Consider the following 20,425-nt stretch of genomic DNA (forward strand, 5'->3'; position numbering starts at 1 on the left):
TTGCTTTCTCGCCGGTGCGTCGTCGATGAAGTAGACTGGATGATAACGAATTTGAATTCACATTCAAACTAATCCCGGCCTTTCCATAGGCCTGTCATATGCCATCCACTGCGAAAAAGAAAGCTTCCATCGCGCTCGCCAGGCGCGCCCCGCGCCCCGACGGTGCCGCTACCCGATCGCATCTGCTCGAGACCGCGGGCCAGGTGTTCGCCGAGCGCGGCTATGCCGATGCCACCAGCAAGGAGATCTGCGAGCGCGCCGGCACGCCGATGGCCTCGGTCAACTACCACTTCGGCAGTCGCGAGGCCTTGTATGAAGAGGTGCTGGTCGAGGCGCACCGCCAGATCGTGAGCGTGGACGAGCTGATCGAGATGACGCGCTCGCTCGGCGATCCGCGGCAGAAGCTGCGCGCGCTGCTCGCGCACATGCTGGCGCCCTCCTCGCGCGAGGCCGCGCCCTGGGGTTTTCGCGTCATGCTGCGCGAGATCATGTCGCCGGGGCCGTTGGCGCCGGCGCTGGTCGACAAGGCGGTGCGGCCCAAGGCCAAGCTGCTGCTGGGCCTGATCTCGGAAATCCTGGAACTGCCGCCGGACCATCCCGCGGTGCAGCGCGCCCTCGTGTTCTCGGTGCTGCCCTGCATCGTGATGCTGGTCGCGCCGAAGGAGATACCGAGCAAGGTCCTGCCCGCGATCGCCAAAGACAGCGAGGGGCTGCTCGAAGACCTGATGCGCTACATGTTCGCCGGGCTGGATGCGCTCGCGGGCGCGCACCGCAAGCCCGCGCGCAGCTACCGAGCCTAGCGGCCTGCCTCAGGAAGCATCATGACTTCGTTGGGGCAAGAAACTCCACCAGCGCCGGGATGACCTGATCGGGCGCCTCCTCCATTAGCCAGTGGCCCGAGCCCTTCACCACCACGCCCTTGACATCGTGGCGACCAGCTTGCCCTGCTCGATCAGGAAGCTGCCGCCGGCCTTCTCGCCCGACAGCACCAGCATCGGCATCTTGAGCGGCGTGGCCGCGAGCTTCGCGAAATCGTCGGCGTCGCGCTCGAAGGCCTTGAAGTACTCGAAGCCCGCGCGCATGCCGCCCGATATGCCTAGGCCGAATGTGTGATGCGCACAGAAGACGCCGCGCGTATAAATGATTCAAGTAGCCCCCAGTGCGCGTCCTAAGGGCGACCAAGCATCACTGGAATCCGACGATCGGGGATTGCGCCGTCCACTGGTTGCTCGGAGTATTGCGATCGCGGCCAGTCGCCAATCCGGTCCTGGAGGAACAACATGCATGCATCAACCTCGACGTGCGCTCTTGTGCTGCTGTGCGCACTTGCTCTGGACAGCCGTGCGCAAGCAGCGCCGGCCACACACACCGGCAAGATGGCGACTGCGTCGCGAGAATTTCGTGGGATGGAGGTTGTCGGCCAGGATGGCAAACGAACGCCGATCGCGCCGTCCAAGAACTTCAAACTGGATCATGAGGCATCCAGGTCCGGCGAGTCGCTGTTGGACGTGACACGGCGCAAGGGATATGCCGTCGACCCCGGAACGGTGGAAGCTGTCCGAAAGTGGAACCCGAAGGTGGAGTCTACGATCAATCCACTCCGCGCAGGCGAGACCCTTACTTTCGTCCGCCCTGTAGAGAACGTCGAGCCCGATGCCAAGCTGGCCGTTGTCCCGGGAGCCCGCCCGCTCACTCCCCTTGTGTTCACAACCCAACGAGCCGAGATTGCAAAAGTGCGGATGGAGGTCCAAAAAACGTATGGCCAGCCGCAGCTTTCGGCCCAACAACACCAAAGACTTCAGGTTGCCACGGACAAGATTGAGCGAGCAAACGCGGTGTTCGAAGCGAGAGCAACGACGATGTCTCCACGGCAGCAAGCTCTTGCAGCCGTTCAGATTGAGGCTGCGACGGCGCAGATTCGTACAGCAGCGGTCTCAGCTTCCGTCGACCGCCCCGACGCAGTGTTGGCAAGCGCGGCGATCGCGGCAGACGCAGAGACATTCGCCAAACTTCTTTCCTCCGGGCCACGCAAGCTCAGGGTCGTGGTGCGTTCCGCCCCCTCTGGAAAAGCAGCTGAACCGTTGGCCGTCTACGTCCTGCCGCTCGGCCTCGTCAGGTACGGCCCTTCAACCGACGAGACGAAGCTGCGCAATCTCATCGGCGTACTGACTTTTTCTCAGCCCACGTCGCCCTCCTTAGGGGATGTCGAGCCTGGCGTGAAATACGCAGTATGGGTCGGCCCACGGCACTCGGTCGATCTGATGGCGAAGCTTGTCAAGAACGGCTCTGTGAAAAAGTACGTTCCGGTGGATGCAACACCCGCCAGTCTGGCTGACGTCATCTTCGACGAGGCCGATCAAATCCGGGCGCCCTGAGAGTCATGGCCATTGATCTCAAGCCGCTCGGGGCACTTCTTCTTGCCGCCGCAGGAGTCGTTGGCACTGTCTTTGGCCTGTTCGGCTCTGTCTTGCACGAATTGGTGCCGCCATCCCGGGAACTCGCCTCGACCTTGTACGCCGGCATAGCCTCGCTGGCCGCACTCCTCATACTGCTGGGCATCGTCTTGCTGATGCCTGCTCGACTGACGCTTCGACAGAGACGATGGATCGTCGCATTCACTGCGGTACTCAGCGTGGCGGCGTTCTACGCCTTGTTGAGCTACGTGGGCACCCTCAACACATTCGTGTTCAGATATCCGGACTCCAGCACGGCTGGCCAGAAGCCGCAACGATACATTCGCGGGCAATACACCGAACTTGGCGCCACCATCACCAAGGACATGAGCGTCGCTGCTGCGCTCAACAGCGTTGGCGGACTCGACATGGCCAGGAACAATCAACTCCTGTGGACAGAGCAGTCGCAGAAGGAGACGGAGATGCGGCTGGTGCGGCACTACGTCGTGTCTCTTGCACTTCTGACCGCTGCCTTGTTCAGCGTGCTCATCGCGGTGTACCAAATCGGGCGATCAAAGTGATGTCCGAGGTACGCGCGATGACGGCTCGGTCCACAAAGCGGCCTACAACACCAGCAAGGCCCGGAAGTCGTTGACGTTGGTGTGCGTCGGTCCCGTCACGCAGAGGTCGCCGATGGCATCGAAGTAGCCGTAGGCGTCGTTGCGGTCCAGGTGGTCGGCGAGCTTGCGGCCTGCGGCCTCGGCGCGCGCCAGCGTGTCGGGGGTGACGAAGGCGCCGGCATTGTCTTCGACGCCGTCGATGCCATCGGTGTCGGCGGCAAGAGCCCACACATTTTTCTGCCCGGCCAGCGCGCCCGCGAGCCCGAGGCAGAACTCGCCCGCACGGCCGCCGCGGCCCTTGGCCTGGCCCGGCTGGCGCGGCCGGATCGTGACGGTCGTCTCGCCGCCCGAAAGAATCACGCAGGGCCTGGCGAAGGGCGCACCGCGCAACGCCACCGCGCGCGCCAGCGCGCCGTGCACCTTGCCGACCTCGCGCGATTCGCCCTCCATCTCGTCGCTCAGGATGTGGGCCTCGATGCCTGCCGCACGCGCCACGGCGGCAGCGGCTTCGAGCGATTGCTGCGGCGTGGCGATCAGATGCGTGGCATGGCCCTTGAACACCGCGTCGGCGGGCTTGGGCGTCTCGAGCGCGCCGTTTTCGAGCTGCGCACGCACGGCGGCCGGCACCTCGATGCCGTAGCGGTCGAGGATGGCCAAGGCGTCGGCGCAGGTCGTCGCATCGGGCACCGTGGGCCCGCTCGCGATCACGGCCGGGTCGTCGCCCGGCACGTCGCTGATGGTGAGCGTGACCACCTGCGCCGGCGCGCAGGCCGCGGCGAGGCGGCCGCCCTTGATGCGCGAGAGATGCTTGCGCACGCAGTTCATCTCGCCGATGTGGGCACCCGATTCGAGCAGTTGCTTGTTGATGCGCTGCTTGTCGGCCAGCGTGAGTCCTTCGGCCGGCAGCGTGAGCAGGGCCGAGCCGCCGCCCGAGATCAGGCACAGGACCAAGTCGTCGGCCGTGAGGCCCTCGGTCAGCGCGAGGATGCGCTCTGCCGCCTTGAGCCCGGCCTCGTCGGGCACCGGATGCGCGGCCTCGACGATCTCGATGCGCTGCGCCAGGCCTTCGGGACGTGGCGGAATGTGGTGGTAGCGCGTGACGACCAGGCCTTCGAGCTTCGCGTCGGCCGGCCACAGCGCCTCGAGCGCCTGCGCCATCGAGCCGCCGGCCTTGCCGGCGCCGAGCACCAGCGTGCGGCCCTTCGGCGGCTTGGGCAGGTAGGGGCCCATGCTGGCGAGCGGCAGCGCGCGTTCGACCGCGGCACGGTAGAGATGTTCGAGGAATTCGCGCGGCGCGGAATGGGGATCGGGTACGGGATTTGTTGGCTTCATTGCGAGTGTCTCCAGGCCCGATTGTCCACAGGCGCTAATGCGTCTTTGCGCCGGTCTCGAACCACTTGCCGATCAGCGCGCGCTCCGCGTCGGTGATGCCGGTGGAATTGTTCATCGGCATGATCTTGGTCACCACCACCTGCTGGTAGACGCCCTGCGCATGCGCCGCCACCTGGTCGGGCGTGTCGAGCCGCACGTTCTTCATCTGCACCTGCGCGCCGTGGCACATGTAGCAGCGTTGCTCCAGCACCTTCTTGACGTCGCCGAAGGCCACCTTCGGTGCCGCGGCGCCCGCCACCGGCGCGGCCGCGGGCTCGGGCCGCATCCAGACGATGGAAAGGCCCAGCACCACGACGCCGACCATCGCATAGGGCAGCGGATTGCCCGCGTTGCCGAGCTTGAAGCGGTGCCGCACCACGAAGAACTGCCGGATCGCCGCGCCGCCGAGCATGATGAGCAGCAGCACGATCCAGTTGTACTTGTGCGTGTAGGTGAAGCTGTAGTGATTGCTCAGCATCGCGAACAGCACCGGCAGCGTGAAGTAGGTGTTGTGCACGCTGCGCTGCTTGCCGCGCTCGCCGTGGATCGGATCGACCGGCAGGCCGGCACGCAGCGCCGCCACGTTCTTGCGCTGGCCCGGGATGATCCAGAAGAACACGTTGCCGCTCATGGTCGTGGCCATCATCGCGCCCACCAGCAGGAAGGCCGCGCGGCCCGCGAACCACTGGCAGGCCAGCCAGGTCGCGAATACGATGAAGAGCGCGACCAGCACGCCGACGATGGTGTCGCCGTTCTTGCGCCGGCCGAAGAGCTGGCAGATGCCGTCGTAGACCATCCAGAAGACGACGAAGAAGGCCAGCGCCACGCCGATTGCGGCGCCGGGCTGCCAGTCCATCTTGGACTTGTCGATCAAGTAGGTGCTCGCGTTCCACAGGTAGGACATGGTGAAGAGCGCGAAGCCGGTGATCCAGGTGGAGTAGCTCTCCCAGTAGGACCAGTGCAGGTGGTCCGGCAGCTTCTTCGGCGCCAGCGCGTACTTCTGCATGTTGTAGAAGCCGCCGCCATGCACCGCCCACTGCTCGCCGCCGACGCCCTTGTCCAATGATTCCTGGTCCTGCGGCTTCTCGAGGCTGTTGTCCAACATCACGAAGTAGAAGGACGCGCCGATCCAGGCGATGGCGGTGATGACGTGGACCCAGCGCAGCAGCAGATTGGCCCAGTCGAGGTAGTAGCTTTCCATGTGCTCAACCTTGCATTGGCCTGCTCACCACTGCGGGCGCTGTAAGCAGAGAGAGTGCCGCGAACGCAGACCCTCGTGGGGGCCTCGCTCCGCTGCGGCTTGTGGACTGGAGTGTATACACTTTTTAGCTGGAGTTCGAGGGTTTTCTTCACGCAGCCGTGCTGGAAAACCCTAGCTCAGCGATTGCAACAACTGTGCCGCCACTGCCACGGCAATGACTTCCGGCTCCTTGCCCGTGATGCCCGGCACGCCGATCGGGCAGGTGATGCGCGCCAGCTCGTCGGCCGTGAAGCCCCTCGCCTCCAGCCGATGGCTGAAGGTCGCCCACTTGGTCTTGCTGCCAATCAGGCCGACGTAAGGCAGGTCGTTGCGCGCGCGCAGGCGCTTCAAGCAGGCGATCACGATGTCCAGGTCCTCTGCATGGCTGAAGCTCATGATCAGCACCCGCGAACCCGGCGCGAGCTGCGCCACCGCGTCCTGCACCGGCTCCGAATGCTCGGTCTCGATCTGCGCCGGCAGCGCATCGGGGAACACGCCGTCGCGGCTGTCGATCCAGCGCACGGTGAAGGGCAGGGTCGACAGCAGCCGCGCCAGCGCCGCGCCCACGTGGCCGCCGCCGAACAGCGCCACCGGCTCCAGGTGCGCGAGCAGCTCGCCCTGCAGCGCCTTCGCGTCCGATGCCGCGATGCGGCGGAACGACAGGAACACCACGCCGCCGCAGCACTGGCCCAGGCTCGGGCCCAGCGGATAGCGCCGCACGCCTTCGATGGCCGCGCCGCCGGCAAGCCAGGCGCGCGCTTCCTCGGTGGCCTGGAACTCGAGCTGGCCGCCGCCGATGGTGGCCGTGAGTCCCTCGGCCCAGACCGCCATCCAGGTGCCGGCTTCGCGCGGTGCCGAGCCTTGCGTCTTCTCGACGCGCACCAGCACGCCCTCTTCGCGCGCGAGCCGTGCGAGCAGTTCGTCGACCATGCCGTTCATGAGCGATACCCTCTGTAGTGGGAGAGCCTTGTGCGCAAGGTATAAATCCACCGATGAATCTGCAACTTTTCACGCCGCTGCGCCGCGCCCTCGCGGCCACCCTGACGACCGCACTCGGCCTGGCCGGCTGCGGCACGCCCAGCCCCACGGCGCCGATCACTTCGACGGTGCCCGGCCAATTGACCCGCGCCGTTCCCGATGGCTCGACGGCCCACGCGATGCCTAGGCCGTCGAACGCAGCCAACGCCCGCGAGTACCGCCAGGACGCCGCGCGCCACATCTATGCGCGCAACGGCGCACGCATCTACAGCGGCAAGCTGCCGCCGCTGCTCTATGCGGTCGGCACCCTGCAGGTCAGCCTCGACGCCAACGGCAAGGTCGTCTCGATGCACTGGATGCGCGCGCCGAAGCACGCGCCCGAAGTGATCGCGGAGATCGAGCGCACCGTGCTCGAAGCCTCGCCCTACCCGGCCGCCAGCCGCATCGGCAAGCTGGTCTGGACCGACACCTGGCTGTGGGACAAGGGTGGGCATTTCCAGCTCGATACGTTGACCGAAGGCCAGCTCTCTTCGTTTCAAGATCCGCGGTAGGTGGAGTAGCTCCAAGGGCTCACCAGCAGCGGCACGTGGTAGTGCTGGTCGGTGTGGGCCACGCCGAAATCCAGCGACACGCGATTGAGGAAGTTGGGCTCGGGCAGCTTCACACCCTTGGCCTTGAAGTACCCCGCCACGTCGAACACCAGCCGGTAGGTGCCGACCTTCAGCGTGCTGTTGTCGTAGAGCGGTGCGTCGCTGCGGCCATCCGAATTGAGCGTGAAGCGCTTGACGAGCGTCGCCTGCTCGCCGTCGGTGGTGAACAGCGCGACCTCCATGCCGGCCGCGGGGCCGCCGTGCATGGTGTCCAGTACGTGGGTGCTCAAGCCCATGGTTGTGCTCCTTCAAGGCATTCGGGAAATTCCGGTCGACAAAAGTGTATACAGTTCTCGGCTTTGGGTCTATCATGAAAAACATGGACTCGACCACCACCCGCGCCATCGTCGACGCACTCACCAAAGCCATTGTGGAACACCGGCTGCAACCCGGCAGCAAGCTGGCGGAACAGAAGCTGGCCGACCACTTCGGCGTCTCGCGCACGCTGGTGCGCCAGGCGCTGTTCCAGTTGTCGCAGAACAAGCTGATCCGGCTCGAGCCCGCGCGCGGCGCCTTCGTCGCGGCGCCGGCGGTCGACGAGGCGAAGCAGGTGTTCGCGGTGCGCCGCATGCTGGAAGCCGAGATGACGCGCGCCTTCGTGCGCAGCGTGACACCGGCCAAGATCAAGGCGCTCAGGGAGCATGTGGCGCTCGAGAAAGCCGCGGTCTCGGGCGAAGACGTTTCGGGCCGCACCGAGCTGCTCGGCGACTTCCACGTGCGCATGGCGGAGCTCATGGGCAATGCGGTGCTGGCGCAGATCCTCGGCGAGCTGATCTCGCGCTGCGCCCTCATCACGCTGATGTACCAGAGCGCGAGCGCGGCCGAGCACTCGAACGACGAGCATGCCGACATCGTGAAGGCGCTGGCCGCCAAGGACGAAGAGCTCGCGGTGCAGCTCATGACCGAGCACCTGCTGAACGTCGAGGCCAACCTCGTTTTCGACCGCAAGGTCCCCACCCACGACATCAGCCTCGCATTAGCCTGAAGCGCATGAGCACTTACGACACCACCCTGCCCTACCCGCGCGACCTGGTCGGCTACGGCCGCAACCCGCCCCATGCGCAATGGCCCGGCCGCGCGCGCATCGCGGTGCAGTTCGTCCTCAACTACGAGGAAGGCGGCGAGAACTGCGTGCTGCATGGCGACGCGGGTTCCGAGCAATTTCTCTCCGAGATGTTCAACCCGGCGAGCTTCCCCGACCGGCACATCAGCATGGAGGGCATCTACGAATACGGCTCGCGCGCGGGCGTCTGGCGCATCCTGCGCGAGTTCGAGAAGCGCGGCCTGCCGCTCACCGTGTTCGGCGTCGGCATGGCGCTCGAGCGCTACCCCGAGGTCGCGGCCGCCTTCAAGGAACTGGGCCACGAGATCGCCTGCCACGGCTGGCGCTGGATCCACTACCAGAACCTCGACGAGGCCACCGAGCGCGAGCACATGCGCCTGGGCATGGAAGCGATCCAGAAGCTCACCGGCGAGCGCGCGCTCGGCTGGTACACCGGCCGCGACAGCCCGCGCACGCGCCGCCTCGTCGCCGACTATGGCGGCTTCGAATACGACAGCGACTACTACGGCGACGACCTGCCCTTCTGGATGAAGGTGCAGAAGACCGACGGCAACGTCGTGCCGCAGCTCATCGTGCCCTACACGCTGGACTGCAACGACATGCGCTTCGCGCTGCCGCAGGGCTACTCGCACGCCGACCCCTTCTTCCAGTACATGAAGGACAGCTTCGACGCGCTCTACGCCGAGGGCGACGAGGCGCCGAAGATGATGAGCATCGGCATGCACTGCCGCCTGCTCGGCCGCCCCGGCCGCATCACGGCGCTGCAGCGCTTCCTGGACCACATCGCGAAGCACGACCGCGTGTGGGTGTGCCGCCGCCTCGATATCGCGCGCCACTGGAAGGCGACGCACCCATGCACATGACTCCCCCCAGGCTTCGCGCACTTCGTGTCGCTACGCCAACCCCCTCACCGGGGGCGACACCAGCGGGCCGGCAAAGCCGGTTCCGCGGTGTCCCCCGAACGGGCCTGGCTGCGCCGGCCGCTCTTTTCATGTCCTGCGCTATGGCGCCATGGAGTCACTGATATGCAACTGACTATCGAACAGCTCAACACTGTCACGCCGGACGAGTTCACCGCCCTGCTCGACGGCACCTACGAGCATTCGCCGTGGATCGCGAAACGTGCCGCCGCCACCCGCCCCTTCCGCTCGCTCGCGCACCTCAAGCACGCGCTGGTGCAGGTCGTCGCTGGCGCCTCCGCCGACGAGCAGCTGGGCCTGATCCGCGCCCATCCCGAGCTCGCGGGCAAGGCCATGGTCAGCAAGACGCTCACCGCCGAATCCACCAACGAGCAGGGCAAGGCCGGCCTGACCGATTGCACGCCCGAGGAGTTCGCGAAGATCCAGCAGCTCAACGCCGACTACAACGCGAAATTCGGCTTCCCCTTCATCCTCGCGGTGCGCGGGCCGCGCGGCACCGGTTTGAGCAAGCGCGAGATCATCGACACCTTCGAGCGCCGTCTGCACAACCATCCGGGCTTCGAGCTGGGCGAGGCGCTGCGCAACATCCACCGCATCGCCGAGATCCGTCTCGACGACAAGTTCGGCGCCCTACCCGCGCTCGGCAACGAGGTGTGGGACTGGCAGGAACAACTCTCGGTGCACACCGACCCGGGCTACGCCGAAAAGGGCCAGCTCACCGTGACCTACCTGACCGAGGCACACCGCGCCTGCGCGCGGCAGATCGCCGACGGGATGCGCGAAGCGGGCTTCGACACTGTGAACATCGATGCCGTCGGCAACGTGGTCGGCCGCTACGAGGGCGCCACGCCCGGCGCCAAGACGCTGCTCACCGGCTCGCACTACGACACCGTGCGCAATGGCGGCAAGTACGACGGGCGGCTGGGCATCTTCGTGCCCATGGCTTGCGTGCGTGAGCTCAAGCGCCAGAACCGCCGCCTGCCCTTTGCCTTCGAGGTGGTGGGCTTTGCCGAAGAGGAAGGCCAGCGCTACAAGGCTACCTTCCTGGGCTCGGGCGCGCTGATCGGCCATTTCGATCCCAAGTGGCTGGACCAGAAGGACGCCGACGGCATCACCATGCGCGAGGCACGGCAGATCGCCGGCCTCAAGGAAGAAGACATCGCCAAGCTGCAGCGCGATCCGGCCAAGTACCTCGGCTTCATCGAAGTGCACATCGAGCAGGGCCCGGTGCTCAACGAGCTCGACATCCCGCTCGGCATCGTGACCTCGATCAACGGCGGCGTGCGCTACGTGGGCGAGGTGATCGGCATGGCCAGCCACGCCGGCACCACGCCGATGGACCGCCGCCGCGATGCCGCCGCCGCGGTGGCCGAGCTGATCCTCTTCGCCGAGCAGCGCGCCGCGAGGGACGGCGACTCGGTCGCCACCGTCGGCATGCTCGAAGTGCCGAGCGGCTCGATCAACGTGGTGCCCGGCCTCTGCAAGTTCAGCCTGGACATGCGCGCACCGAACAACCCGCAGCGTGACGCGCTGACGGCCGATGTGCTCGCCGAGCTCAAGGCCATCTGCGAGCGCCGCGGCGTGCGCTACACGCTGGAAGAAAGCATGCGGGCCTCGGCCGCGCCGAGCGCGCCCGAATGGCAGCAGCGCTGGGAGAAGGCGGTGGACACGCTCGGCGTACCGCTGTTCCGCATGCCCAGCGGCGCCGGCCACGACGCGATGAAGCTGCACGAGGTGATGCCGCAGGCCATGCTCTTCGTGCGCGGCATCAACTCCGGCATCAGCCACAACCCGCTCGAATCGAGCACCAACGACGACATGCAGCTGGCGGTGGAAGCCTTCCAGCTGCTGCTGAACAACCTCGCCACCGAACAAGCCCCCTCATGACCGACTACAACAAACTCGACGCCTGGATCGACGCCCACTTCGACGAGGAAGTGCAGTTCCTGCAACAGCTGGTGCGCGTGCCGACCGATACGCCCCCGGGCAACAACGCCCCGCACGCCGAACGCACGGCCGAGCTGCTGAAGGACTTCGGCTTCGAGGCCGAGAAGCATGCCGTGCCCGATCAGGAGGTGAAGGACTACGGCCTCGAATCGATCACCAACCTGATCGTGCGGCGCAAGTACGGAAGCGAGGGCCGCACCGTGGCATTGAATGCCCACGGCGACGTGGTGCCGCCCGGCGAAGGCTGGACGCACGACCCCTACGGCGGCGAGATCGAGAACGGCAGCCTCTACGGCCGCGCCGCCGCGGTCAGCAAGAGCGACTTCGCGAGCTTCACCTTTGCGCTGCGCGCGCTCGAAGCGGTGGCCAGGCCGGCGCGCGGCAGCGTCGAACTGCACTTCACCTACGACGAGGAATTCGGCGGCATCCTGGGCCCGGGCTGGCTGCTCAAGAACGGCCTCACCAAGCCCGACCTGATGATCGCGGCCGGCTTCAGCTACGAGGTGGTGACGGCGCACAACGGCTGCCTGCAGATGGAAGTCACGGTGCACGGCAAGATGGCGCATGCCGCGATCCCGACGACCGGCGTCGACGCGCTGCAGGGCGCGGTGCAGATCCTGAACGCGCTCTATGCGCAGAACACGCTCTACCGGCAGGTCACGTCCAAGGTCGAGGGCATCACGCACCCGTATCTCAACGTCGGCCGCATCGAGGGCGGCACCAACACCAATGTCGTGCCCGGCAAGGTGGTCTTCAAGCTGGATCGCCGCATGATCCCGGAAGAGAACCCGGTCGAGGTCGAGGCCACGATCCGAAAGGTGATCGCCGACGCGGCGGAAGCGCTGCCCGGCATCACGGTCGAGATCAAGCGCCTGCTGCTGGCCAATTCGATGAAGCCGCTGCCGGGCAACAAGCCGCTGGTCGAGGCGATCCAGAAGCACGGCCAGGAGATCTTCGGCGAGCCGATCAAGGCCATGGGCACGCCGCTCTATACCGACGTGCGGCTCTACGGCGAAGCCGGCATCCCGGGCGTGATCTACGGCGCCGGACCGCGCACCGTGCTCGAATCGCACGCCAAGCGCAACGACGAGCGCGTGGTGCTCGAAGACCTGCGGCGCGCGACCAAGGTGATCGCGCGCACGCTCAGCGACCTGCTGAACTGAGCCCGAGCGGGTGCGCCCCGCATGAATCCAATGCGTGCACGGCGGCGTATATCTGGCAGCCGCCGGCGATGCAGCAGCATTTCCAGGCGGCCCGACCCACCCTTTTTTTGGAGTCCCGCCATGAATACGAAGCTCATCGCCATCGCCGCCCTTGGCAGCCTCGCAGCCTTTGCTGCGCAAGCCTTCCAGGGCGAGCAGACCCCCCTGCCGCCACCGCCCTTCCAGTCGACGATGACGTGGGCCGCGGTCCAGGCGCAGGCCAGAACCCCCGTCCAGATCAGCAATGGCGGCACCGGCGTGCGGGCTCCCATCAGCGTGGCCGACCGCGCCACGGTCCGCGCGGGCGCACGGGCCATTGCGGCCAACGGCGCAGCCACCTACGGCGAGAACTGAGAACAGCGGCGCCGCTGAGGCGCCGCCGTCGTCTTCAGAGAAGCTCTTCGTCCACGAACATGGACACCACCGACAAGCGCAGCCGCATTCCCCAGTTCGAGTTCGGCTCGTCTGCGAACACGACCTTGTCCTGTCCGTCCTGCGCGACCCACTGGAGTCCCGGCTGGTCGGCGGTGCTGCGAACCTGGTAGCTCCTGGGCAGCCGTTCACCTTGCAGCAGGCTCGCCACCTGGCCGGCCAGCTCCGGGCTGTCGACGATCAGCCCCATCTCGGTGTTGGAGTGGGCCGAGCGGTGGTCCATGTTCAGCGAGCCGATGTAGAGCCAGCGCTGGTCCACCACCGCCACCTTGGCATGCAGGCGGCCGAGCGAGCCGCGCAGTTCGCCGGCGGCGCTGTCCCGCGTCTCGGCGCCGGGCATCAGCTCGAACAGCGAGACGCCCATCTGCAGCAAGGCGCCGCGGTAGCGCGCGTAGCCGAAATGCACCAGCGGCTCGTCCGTCGTGGCCAGCGAGTTGGTGATGACCGACACGCGCACCCGGTTGTCGGTGGCCTGCTTGAGGATCTCCATCGTGCGCCGACCCGGAACGAAGTAGGGCGAGGCGACGAGCACCTCGGAACGCGCCGACTGCATCAGCTCGAGCTTGCCGTTCATGACGGCGCCGTAGGCGAGCGACGCATCGCCCGGCGCGGCCTTGGCCGGCGCATCGGCGATCACGCGGGCGGCGGCGATGTGCAGTTCGAGGCGCCCATTGGCCAGCTGCGAGCCGACGCTGCTCTGGCCGAGCGGGTCGCGCGCCGCCACCGTCAGGTCGGCGGCGCCGGCTGCACGCACGGTGTCGTCGAACTGGCGCCGGGCGGCTTCCGACGAGAACTCCGGTGCCGCGAGGCTCTGGATCGGATAGGCATGCTCGCTGTTCCAGTAGCCGTCGAACACCGCCGACAGCTCACGCACCACCGATCCGGCCGCGAACATGTCCATGTCGATGAAGTTGGCGGGCTCGCTGCGGCCGAAGTACTCGTTGGCGATGTTGCGGCCGCCGGTGATCGCGAACACGTTGTCGGCGACCAACAGCTTGTTGTGCATGCGCCGGTTGACGCGCGAGAACTCGTGCAGCGAGAACAGCACGCGCGAGGCGACACTGCCGTCGCGCACCGCCAAGGGGTTGAACATGCGCACTTCGAGGTTCGGGCGGGCGGCGAGACCGGCCAGCAGCGCGTCCTGGCCGGCTGCGTGCAGGTCGTCCACCAGGAGGCGCACGCGCACGCCGCGGGCGGCGGCGTCGGCCAGCGCACGCAGGAACTGCCGCCCGGACAGGTCGTCGGCGATCTGGTAGTACTGCGCGTCGACGCTCTTCTCGGCGCCACGGGCCAGCGCGAGGCGGGCCTCGAAAGCCTGGTCGCCGGCGGGCAGCAGGCGCATGCCCGACAGCTGCCCGTTGCCGGCCGGCATCGATGCGGCGGCCACCGCGGCGAGGCGGGTGTCGGCCACGTCGATGCGGGCTTGCGAGTTCGGGCGCTGCACGCCGCTCGGCAAGCCGGCGCAGGCCGTCAGCATCCCGAACAGCACCACGACGAAGGCCCACACCGCCAGGCGCGGGTCGGCCTTGGCTTGGGCGAGCGCGATCAGGCGCAGGCCGACGCAATGGGCGATCAGCAGGGGGGCGCGAGGGAAAAGGGAGGTCATGGCGGGCTCTCTCTGGTAGGCCTCTAATCTAGGCAGAGCCCCCCTTTGTCACGAGTGCGCAGTGCGCCGCGCGGATGTGACATTGGTCACAGGCGGCGGCGCGCCCGATAATCGTTTGCCGCCATGCAGCCGCCTGGCCGTGCCCCTGCGCAGCACCCGGAGTGACCGATGAATTCCGCCGACGCCAATGACCGCCTGCCGCAGCCTCTGCTCGATGCCATCGCGCCGCACGGGTCGACGCGCTCGTTCGCGGCCCACGCGATCCTGATCAACGAGGGCGACGCGACCGACTCGCTCTACATCCTGCTGAGCGGACGGGTGAAGGTCTACGCCAGTTCGGAGGACGGCCGCGAGGTGGTGCTCGCCGAGTACGGTCCCGGCGAGTATTTCGGCGAACTCTCGATCGACGGCGAGAAGCGCTCGGCGTCGATCAAGGCGCTCACGGCGTGCAGCTGCCGCGTGGTCCAGGGTTCGGAGTTGCGCCAGTTCCTCGCGGAGCACCCTGACTTCGCGGTGCACCTGACCCGCAAGCTGATCCGCATGGTGCGGCGCCTGACCGAGCAGGTTCGCAGCATTGCGCTGCAGGACGTCTACGGCCGCATGGTGCGGGTGCTGATCGAGCTGTCCGAGCCGGCCGGCGAGGAGCGCGTGCTGCGCCACAAGGTGACGCAGCAGGACATCGCCGATCGCATCGGCTCCTCGCGCGAGATGGTGAACCGGGTCATGAAGGAACTCACCGCCGGCGGCTATGTCACCCAGCGCGACGGCCGCCTGGTGATCCTGCGCAAGCTGCCGGCCGCCTGGTAGCGGGGCCTGCTAACAGCCCCAGTTCAGGAATCCGGCACGACGCGCCATACGGGCACCTTGCGCTGGAAGCCTTTGAGCGCCAGTTCGCCGGCCTGCTGGGTCGACCACTCGCCTTCCGGCCGCGCCTCCTGCAAGGCGGCCTGGACGCGCTGCGACAGCAGGATCTCGCCACCCTCCGCTTCTCCGCACAGCCGTGCGGCCAGGTTGGTCACGGTTCCGATGGCTCCATAGTCGATACGCCCTTCGAAACCGATGCTGCCGATCGTCGCGAAGCCCTGGGCGATGCCGATGCCCATGTGCAAGTCGTAGCCGCGCCGGAGCCACTGGCCGCTGAGGTGGCGCATCTCCTCCTGCATCCGGACGGCCATTCGCACCGCGCGCACCGGCGCATCGGGCACCGGCTGCGGATCGTTGAAGAAGATCATCATGCCGTCGCCGGAAAAGCGCTCCAGCGTCCCCTCGTGGGCCAGCACCAGCCGGCCCATCGCCGCATGGTATTGGCCCAGCACGGCCATCACCTCCTCGGGATCGGCCGTCTCGGTGAAGGCGGTGAAGCCGCGCAGGTCCAGAAAGACGACGGTGATCTCGCGCCGATGGCTCTTGAGCGGATCGTCGGCGCCGCCGGCCAGGATCGCCTGGGCCAGTTGCGGCGAGAAGAAGCGCTTGAGCTGCCCGACGCGTTCGAGCTGCTCTACGGCATCGGCCACGCGCTGTTCGAGCGTGAGGTTCCAGGCCTGCAGCTCGGCCCTCTGCCGCTGGACCTCGTCGTACAAGGCCTTGACGCGCAGCAACGAACGCACACGCGCCATCAACTCGGCCTGGTGGATGGGCTTGCTCAGAAAGTCGTCCGCGCCCGCCTCCAGCCCCTTCACGCGCTCGTGTTCCGGGTCCAGCGCGGTCACCAGCACCACCGGCAGCACCGCGCAAGCCGGATCGGCACGGATCGCGCGGCACACGTCGTAGCCGTTCATCCCCGGCATCATCACGTCCAGCAAGACCAGGTCGGGCAGGTCGGCCGCGATGCGTGCCAGCGCTTCCTCGCCGGAGGCCGCGGTGCTCGTTCGATAGCCGCGCGCCGTCAGGACGTCGGCGAGCAGCCTGACGTTCTTTTCGACATCGTCGACGACCAGGATGTGGGCACTCATCGTGGTCCCTTCTGTTTCAGGAAGCGATCGACGGTCGCGCGCAGGGTCTTCAGGGCGATCGGCTTGGTCATGAAGGCGTCGAATCCCGAGTTCACGATGCTGCGATGGTCTTCGGGCATGACCGAGGCCGACACCGCGATGACCGGCACCGCCTGCAATGCCGGCTGCTCGCGAATCTTCTGCAGGGCCGCGATGCCGCCCATGCCCGGCAGCTGCACGTCCATCAGGATCAGGTCGGGCGGGTGGTCGATGGCCAGCTGCACGCCCGCCTCCCCGGTCCTCGCCTCCAGCGTGGCGTGGCCCGCGTGCTGCAGGACGTCGCGCATCAGCTTCATGTTCTTCTCGTTGTCTTCGATGATCAGGATGGTGCTCATTCGATAACCTCCGCGCCATGCGCTGCGGTGCTATTCGACTTGGGAGCGGCCCGGCGTCTCATATCACAGCCTCCGGAACCTGCATCGGCAAAAGGAAGCTGAAGGTCGCGCCTTCGCCGGGCCGGCTTTCGACGCGGATCGTTCCGCCGTGGAGTTCGACGAAGCGCTTGGCCAGCGCCAGGCCCAGGCCGGTGCCTTCCGCCCTGCGCAAAGCGTCGCTGCCGGCCTGGCGGAACTCGTCGAACACCAGGGCCTGATCCTCCGGGGCGATGCCCACGCCGGTGTCGGCCACGCTGACCTCGGCGACGCTTTGGCCGGCCGCATCGAGGCGCCGGGCGCGGAGGCGCACGCTGCCGCCGGCCGGCGTGAACTTCACCGCATTCGACAGCAGGTTCACGACCACCTGTTTGACCTTTCGGGCATCGGCCACCCATTCCGTCAGTCCATCGCCGATCTCGAGGGAGATCAGCACACCGTCGCGCTGCGCGCGCTCGCGCACAAGGGTCAGTGCGTCGTCCATGAGCAGGCCGAGGTCGATGCAGCTCAGGTCCAGCTCCATCCGGCCCGCCTCGATCTTCGACAGGTCGAGCACGTCGTTGATCAGCGTCAGCAGGTGCTGGCCGGACGAATGGATGTCCTGCAGGTATTCCATCTGCTTGTCGTTGACCTCGCCGAACATCCGCTCGGTCAGCACCTCCGAGAAGCCGATGATGGCGTTCAAGGGCGTGCGCAGCTCGTGCGACATGTTGGCCAGGAATTCCGACTTGTGGCGGTTGGCCACCTCGAGCTCGCGGCCCTTGTTCTCGATCTCGCGGAACAGCCGCGCGTTCTGGATCGCGATCACGGCCTGGTCGGCAAAGGTCTCGACCAGGCGGACTTCCGCATCCGAAAAGGGCTGCACTTCCTTGCGAAGGACGGCGATGATCCCGATCGACGCGCCCTCGCGCACCATCGGCACGGCAAGCACCGTGTGAACGTCGTTGCGCTTCGGCGCCTTGCGCGATGCCGGGGGCCTCCAATCGACCAACTGGGCGACATCCTCGACATGCACCGTCCGGCCTTCGACGAATGCCCGGCCGACCACCGACCTGGCGCTCATCGGCAGGGCATCGTCGCGGCCCGGCCCGGAACCGCCCTTGACCGGATAGCCGGTGACAGCCCGGAAGTGATCGCCCTCCTGCAGCCAGATCTTGCTGGCATCGGCGCGGCAGCGCAGCACGGAGCGCTCGGCGATCGCCTGCAAGGCCGGTTGCAGATCCGACGGCGTGTGGCTGAGCACCCGCAGGACTTCCGCCGCCGCGGTCTGGAATTCGAGCGACGCCGTCAGTTCCGCCGTGCGCTGTTCGACCTTGCGCTCCAGCTCTCCGTACGACTCGCGCAGCTGCGCCGACATGCGGTTGAACTGATCGGCCAAGGCTTCCAGCTCGTCGCCGGTCTTGACGACGATCTGCGCGTCCAGTTCGCCCTCGCCGATGCGCCGCGCGCCCGCGGCGAGCGTGCGGATCGGCCGCACCATGTTGCGCGCCAACACCCATGCCGCCACGGCGGAGACCATCAGGCCGGCCAGCAACAGCAGGCCGGTGCGCAGGATCGAGGCGTTCAGCTTGGCATACACCTCGGCCATCGGCCGCTCGACGAACACGTTCCAGCCCAGCGGCTCGATCGGCGCCACCGAAACCAGCACTTGCGCGCCCTGCAGGTCGTGCGTCACCATGGCCTGCGGGCCCGGCGCCTTCGCCGCCGCCGCCGCCCGGACGTGCGGCAACGACGCCAGGCTGGTCTTGCGCAGCACCAGGCCGATGTCCGGGTCCGCCACGAGCAGGCCGTTGCGGTCCACCACGTAGGCCTTGCCCGCGTCGTCGGTGCTGATGCGCGAGATCACGTCCCAGATGAACTTGAGATTGAGGTCGGCCACCGTCACGGCGCTCTTGTCGCCTTCCGACCGGATCGCCACGGTCATGTAGGGCTCGGTGTCCTTGTGGAAGTACACCGGCCCGAACCAGGGCGAGCCGGCCCGGGCATGCTGGAACGGCGCTTCCGACGAGCGATCCTTTCCGGAGCCCACCGAGTCCATGCCAAGGCGCGACACCGCAACCCGTTCGCGGCCGCTGCCATCGAGCTGCACCACGTCGGTCACCTCGGGAACCTGGCGCAGCAACCGCAGGAACTCGATGCGGCGCGCTTCCAGGTCCGCTTCGTCGAACAGCGGAACCGACGCGAAGCTCAGCTGTTCGGTGAGCTGCTGGATGTATTGCTCGATCCGCGACGCCGCGCCGACGGCCTTGACTTGCTGCAGGCTGGCCAGCGCCGCCTTGTTTTCCTGATAGGAAAAGTAGAGACTGATCGCGCCCGACGCCAGCAGCACAGTCATGACCAAGGAGAGGATCAGCAGCAGGTACTTGCGGAACAGGTGCCCGCGGTGGATGTCGCGCGTGGACTCTGCCGGCAGAGCGACATCGGGCATGGCACGGCCATCTTCCTCGGCTGCTTTCATTTCAACTGCTGATGGCGCGTTGCCACGGAAGCCCAGCGAGGTCCACGCGGCCGGGGCTTTCATGATTCGATCACTTTGTCGTCGATTGGCTGCGCCATTCACAGCGGCGCGGCGCCGATTTTCCGCCTTTGCGGACTCGGCGAAATCCACCAATCAGCCTATGGAAGACGGAAGCTCCGAAGGAGAAACCTGATGAACGGCAAGAACCTGCGGCTTCTTCTTTGCGCGCTGATGCTTGCCGCCGGCCCCGTCGCCGAGGCCCAGCAGCCCAGGAAGGTGCCGCGCGTGGGCTATCTGGCGGCCGTTTCGGCCAGCGCGGACGCACCCCGGCTCGAGGCATTCCGGCAAGGCCTGCGCGACCTCGGCTATGTCGAAGGACAGAACATCCAGATCGACTACCGCCATGAAAGCCTGGATTTCGAGCGGCTTCCCGGCCATGCGGCCGAGCTGGTCCGACTGGACGTCGACGTCCTCGTCACGGTCACGACCAACGCAGCCCTGGCTGCCAAGAAGACGACCGGCACCATTCCCATCGTCTTCATGGGCGTCACCGACCCGATCACCACCGGCCTGGCCGAAACCCTGGCGCGGCCGGGCGGCAACAGCACGGGGATCACCAACGTGGCGGCGGTCCTGGCCGGCAAGAGGCTGGAGCTGCTGAAGGAAACCATGCCCAAGGCCAGCCGGGTCGCGGTGCTCTGGGACCGCAAGGCGCCGGGCTCCATTCCACAGTGGGAAGCCAGCCAGGCGCCCGCGGAGAAGCTGGGTCTGCAGCTTTATTCGATGGAGGTGAGCAGCGTCGACGAGTACGTGTCTGCGTTCACGCAAGCCGTCAAGGCGCGCAGCAGCGCCGTCTGGATCACGCTCAACCCGGTCGCCAATTCGAACCAGAAGCTCATTGCCGAGCTGGCCATCGCCAGCGGGTTGCCGTCGATCTGCGCACGGGGCGACTATGCGGAAAACGGATGCCTCATGGCCTACGGACCCGGCTACGGCATGGAAGGCAAGGACGGCGCCCGCTACGTCGACAGGATCCTGAAAGGCGCCAAGCCGGCGGATCTTCCCATTGAACAGCCGACAAAGTTCGAGCTGCTGATCAACCTGAAGACCGCCAAGCGCATCGGTTTCACCATCCCGCGCTCGGTGCTGAACCGGGCGGACAAGGTGATCCAGTGATGGCGTG

Annotated in this window: 19 protein-coding genes and 1 pseudogene; 11 read left to right on the plus strand and 9 right to left on the minus strand. The window is 66.8% G+C overall.

The features are described from left to right. Positions 1–98 precede the first annotated feature (98 nt). Positions 99–800, plus strand: a complete 702-nt coding sequence (locus ACSQ9A_RS20025) for a TetR/AcrR family transcriptional regulator (RefSeq protein ID WP_436304882.1) — start codon at positions 99–101, stop codon at positions 798–800. Positions 801–819: 19 nt separating this feature from the next. On the opposite strand, the pseudogene ACSQ9A_RS20030 reads toward ACSQ9A_RS20025, so the two are convergent. Then, positions 820–1,088 (minus strand): annotated as a pseudogene (locus ACSQ9A_RS20030) (alpha/beta fold hydrolase); the annotation flags it as partial. A gap of 192 nt (positions 1,089–1,280) precedes the next feature. Here ACSQ9A_RS20030 and ACSQ9A_RS20035 point away from each other — a divergent pair. Together ACSQ9A_RS20035 and ACSQ9A_RS20040 are read left to right on the plus strand one after the other, a co-directional pair. After that, entirely contained in the window at positions 1,281–2,375 is a 1,095-nt protein-coding gene (locus ACSQ9A_RS20035; RefSeq protein WP_436304883.1) for a hypothetical protein, read from the plus strand. A 5-nt stretch (positions 2,376–2,380) separates the two neighbouring features. Then, complete coding sequence (locus ACSQ9A_RS20040; RefSeq protein ID WP_436304884.1) at positions 2,381–2,974, plus strand: hypothetical protein; 594 nt, start codon at positions 2,381–2,383, stop codon at positions 2,972–2,974. 42 nt (positions 2,975–3,016) lie between these two features. Here the strand turns inward: ACSQ9A_RS20040 and ACSQ9A_RS20045 are convergent, their stop codons facing one another. The 3 genes from ACSQ9A_RS20045 to xdhC form a co-directional block, all read right to left on the minus strand. Next, positions 3,017–4,345 (minus strand): glycerate kinase type-2 family protein, encoded by a 1,329-nt coding sequence (locus ACSQ9A_RS20045; protein WP_436304885.1) that lies wholly within the window; start codon positions 4,343–4,345, stop codon positions 3,017–3,019. A gap of 34 nt (positions 4,346–4,379) precedes the next feature. Continuing rightward, the gene (locus ACSQ9A_RS20050; protein WP_436304886.1) at positions 4,380–5,585 is read right to left on the minus strand and encodes a urate hydroxylase PuuD; all 1,206 of its coding nucleotides are present in this window, start codon (positions 5,583–5,585) and stop codon (positions 4,380–4,382) included. Between the two features lie 171 nt (positions 5,586–5,756). Next, positions 5,757–6,563, minus strand: coding sequence for a xanthine dehydrogenase accessory protein XdhC (xdhC, locus tag ACSQ9A_RS20055; RefSeq protein ID WP_436304887.1), 807 nt, complete (start codon positions 6,561–6,563; stop codon positions 5,757–5,759). A gap of 53 nt (positions 6,564–6,616) precedes the next feature. Between xdhC and ACSQ9A_RS20060 the strand changes: the two genes are divergently transcribed. After that, complete coding sequence (locus ACSQ9A_RS20060; RefSeq protein WP_436304888.1) at positions 6,617–7,153, plus strand: hypothetical protein; 537 nt, start codon at positions 6,617–6,619, stop codon at positions 7,151–7,153. Here ACSQ9A_RS20060 and uraH read toward each other — a convergent pair. Continuing rightward, positions 7,138–7,488, minus strand: coding sequence for a hydroxyisourate hydrolase (uraH, locus tag ACSQ9A_RS20065; protein WP_093102860.1), 351 nt, complete (start codon positions 7,486–7,488; stop codon positions 7,138–7,140). The genes ACSQ9A_RS20060 and uraH overlap by 16 nt on opposite strands. Positions 7,489–7,562: 74 nt before the next feature. Between uraH and ACSQ9A_RS20070 the strand changes: the two genes are divergently transcribed. The 5 genes from ACSQ9A_RS20070 to ACSQ9A_RS20090 all read left to right on the plus strand — a co-directional run bounded on the left by ACSQ9A_RS20070 (position 7,563) and on the right by ACSQ9A_RS20090 (position 12,738). Next, positions 7,563–8,237 (plus strand): GntR family transcriptional regulator, encoded by a 675-nt coding sequence (locus tag ACSQ9A_RS20070; protein ID WP_093102858.1) that lies wholly within the window; start codon positions 7,563–7,565, stop codon positions 8,235–8,237. A 5-nt stretch (positions 8,238–8,242) separates the two neighbouring features. Beyond that, positions 8,243–9,178, plus strand: coding sequence for an allantoinase PuuE (gene puuE, locus ACSQ9A_RS20075; protein WP_436304889.1), 936 nt, complete (start codon positions 8,243–8,245; stop codon positions 9,176–9,178). Positions 9,179–9,340: 162 nt separating this feature from the next. After that, positions 9,341–11,122: a 2-oxo-4-hydroxy-4-carboxy-5-ureidoimidazoline decarboxylase gene (gene uraD / locus ACSQ9A_RS20080; protein WP_436304890.1), complete on the plus strand. Its 1,782-nt coding sequence runs from the start codon at positions 9,341–9,343 to the stop codon at positions 11,120–11,122. Then, the gene (locus ACSQ9A_RS20085; RefSeq protein WP_436304891.1) at positions 11,119–12,345 is read left to right on the plus strand and encodes a M20 family metallopeptidase; all 1,227 of its coding nucleotides are present in this window, start codon (positions 11,119–11,121) and stop codon (positions 12,343–12,345) included. Before uraD ends, ACSQ9A_RS20085 begins: the two co-directional genes overlap by 4 nt. Positions 12,346–12,465: 120 nt before the next feature. After that, complete coding sequence (locus ACSQ9A_RS20090) at positions 12,466–12,738, plus strand: DUF4148 domain-containing protein (RefSeq protein ID WP_436304892.1); 273 nt, start codon at positions 12,466–12,468, stop codon at positions 12,736–12,738. Between the two features lie 34 nt (positions 12,739–12,772). On the opposite strand, the gene ACSQ9A_RS20095 is transcribed toward ACSQ9A_RS20090, so the two are convergent. Continuing rightward, complete coding sequence (locus ACSQ9A_RS20095; RefSeq protein WP_436304893.1) at positions 12,773–14,422, minus strand: phospholipase D-like domain-containing protein; 1,650 nt, start codon at positions 14,420–14,422, stop codon at positions 12,773–12,775. 168 nt (positions 14,423–14,590) lie between these two features. Between ACSQ9A_RS20095 and ACSQ9A_RS20100 the strand changes: the two genes are divergently transcribed. After that, complete coding sequence (locus tag ACSQ9A_RS20100) at positions 14,591–15,229, plus strand: Crp/Fnr family transcriptional regulator (protein WP_436304894.1); 639 nt, start codon at positions 14,591–14,593, stop codon at positions 15,227–15,229. 23 nt (positions 15,230–15,252) lie between these two features. Here ACSQ9A_RS20100 and ACSQ9A_RS20105 read toward each other — a convergent pair whose 3' ends face one another. From ACSQ9A_RS20105 to ACSQ9A_RS20115, 3 genes are read right to left on the minus strand one after another with little or no spacing between them, the layout of a single operon-like run. Further along, positions 15,253–16,374, minus strand: a complete 1,122-nt coding sequence (locus ACSQ9A_RS20105; protein WP_436304895.1) for a response regulator — start codon at positions 16,372–16,374, stop codon at positions 15,253–15,255. Continuing rightward, complete coding sequence (locus ACSQ9A_RS20110; protein WP_093102845.1) at positions 16,371–16,748, minus strand: response regulator; 378 nt, start codon at positions 16,746–16,748, stop codon at positions 16,371–16,373. Before ACSQ9A_RS20110 ends, ACSQ9A_RS20105 begins: the two co-directional genes overlap by 4 nt. Before the next feature lie 58 nt (positions 16,749–16,806). Then, positions 16,807–19,242 carry an ATP-binding protein gene (locus tag ACSQ9A_RS20115; protein WP_436304896.1) on the minus strand — a complete coding sequence of 812 codons (2,436 nt, stop codon included), beginning with the start codon at positions 19,240–19,242 and terminating at the stop codon, positions 16,807–16,809. A gap of 192 nt (positions 19,243–19,434) precedes the next feature. Here ACSQ9A_RS20115 and ACSQ9A_RS20120 point away from each other — a divergent pair, with 192 nt between their 5' ends. Continuing rightward, positions 19,435–20,418 (plus strand): ABC transporter substrate-binding protein, encoded by a 984-nt coding sequence (locus ACSQ9A_RS20120; protein WP_436304897.1) that lies wholly within the window; start codon positions 19,435–19,437, stop codon positions 20,416–20,418. Positions 20,419–20,425: the final 7 nt, after the last annotated feature.

This window comes from Variovorax sp. LjRoot290, from assembly GCF_964253985.1.
Taxonomy (GTDB): Bacteria; Pseudomonadota; Gammaproteobacteria; order Burkholderiales; family Burkholderiaceae_C; genus Variovorax.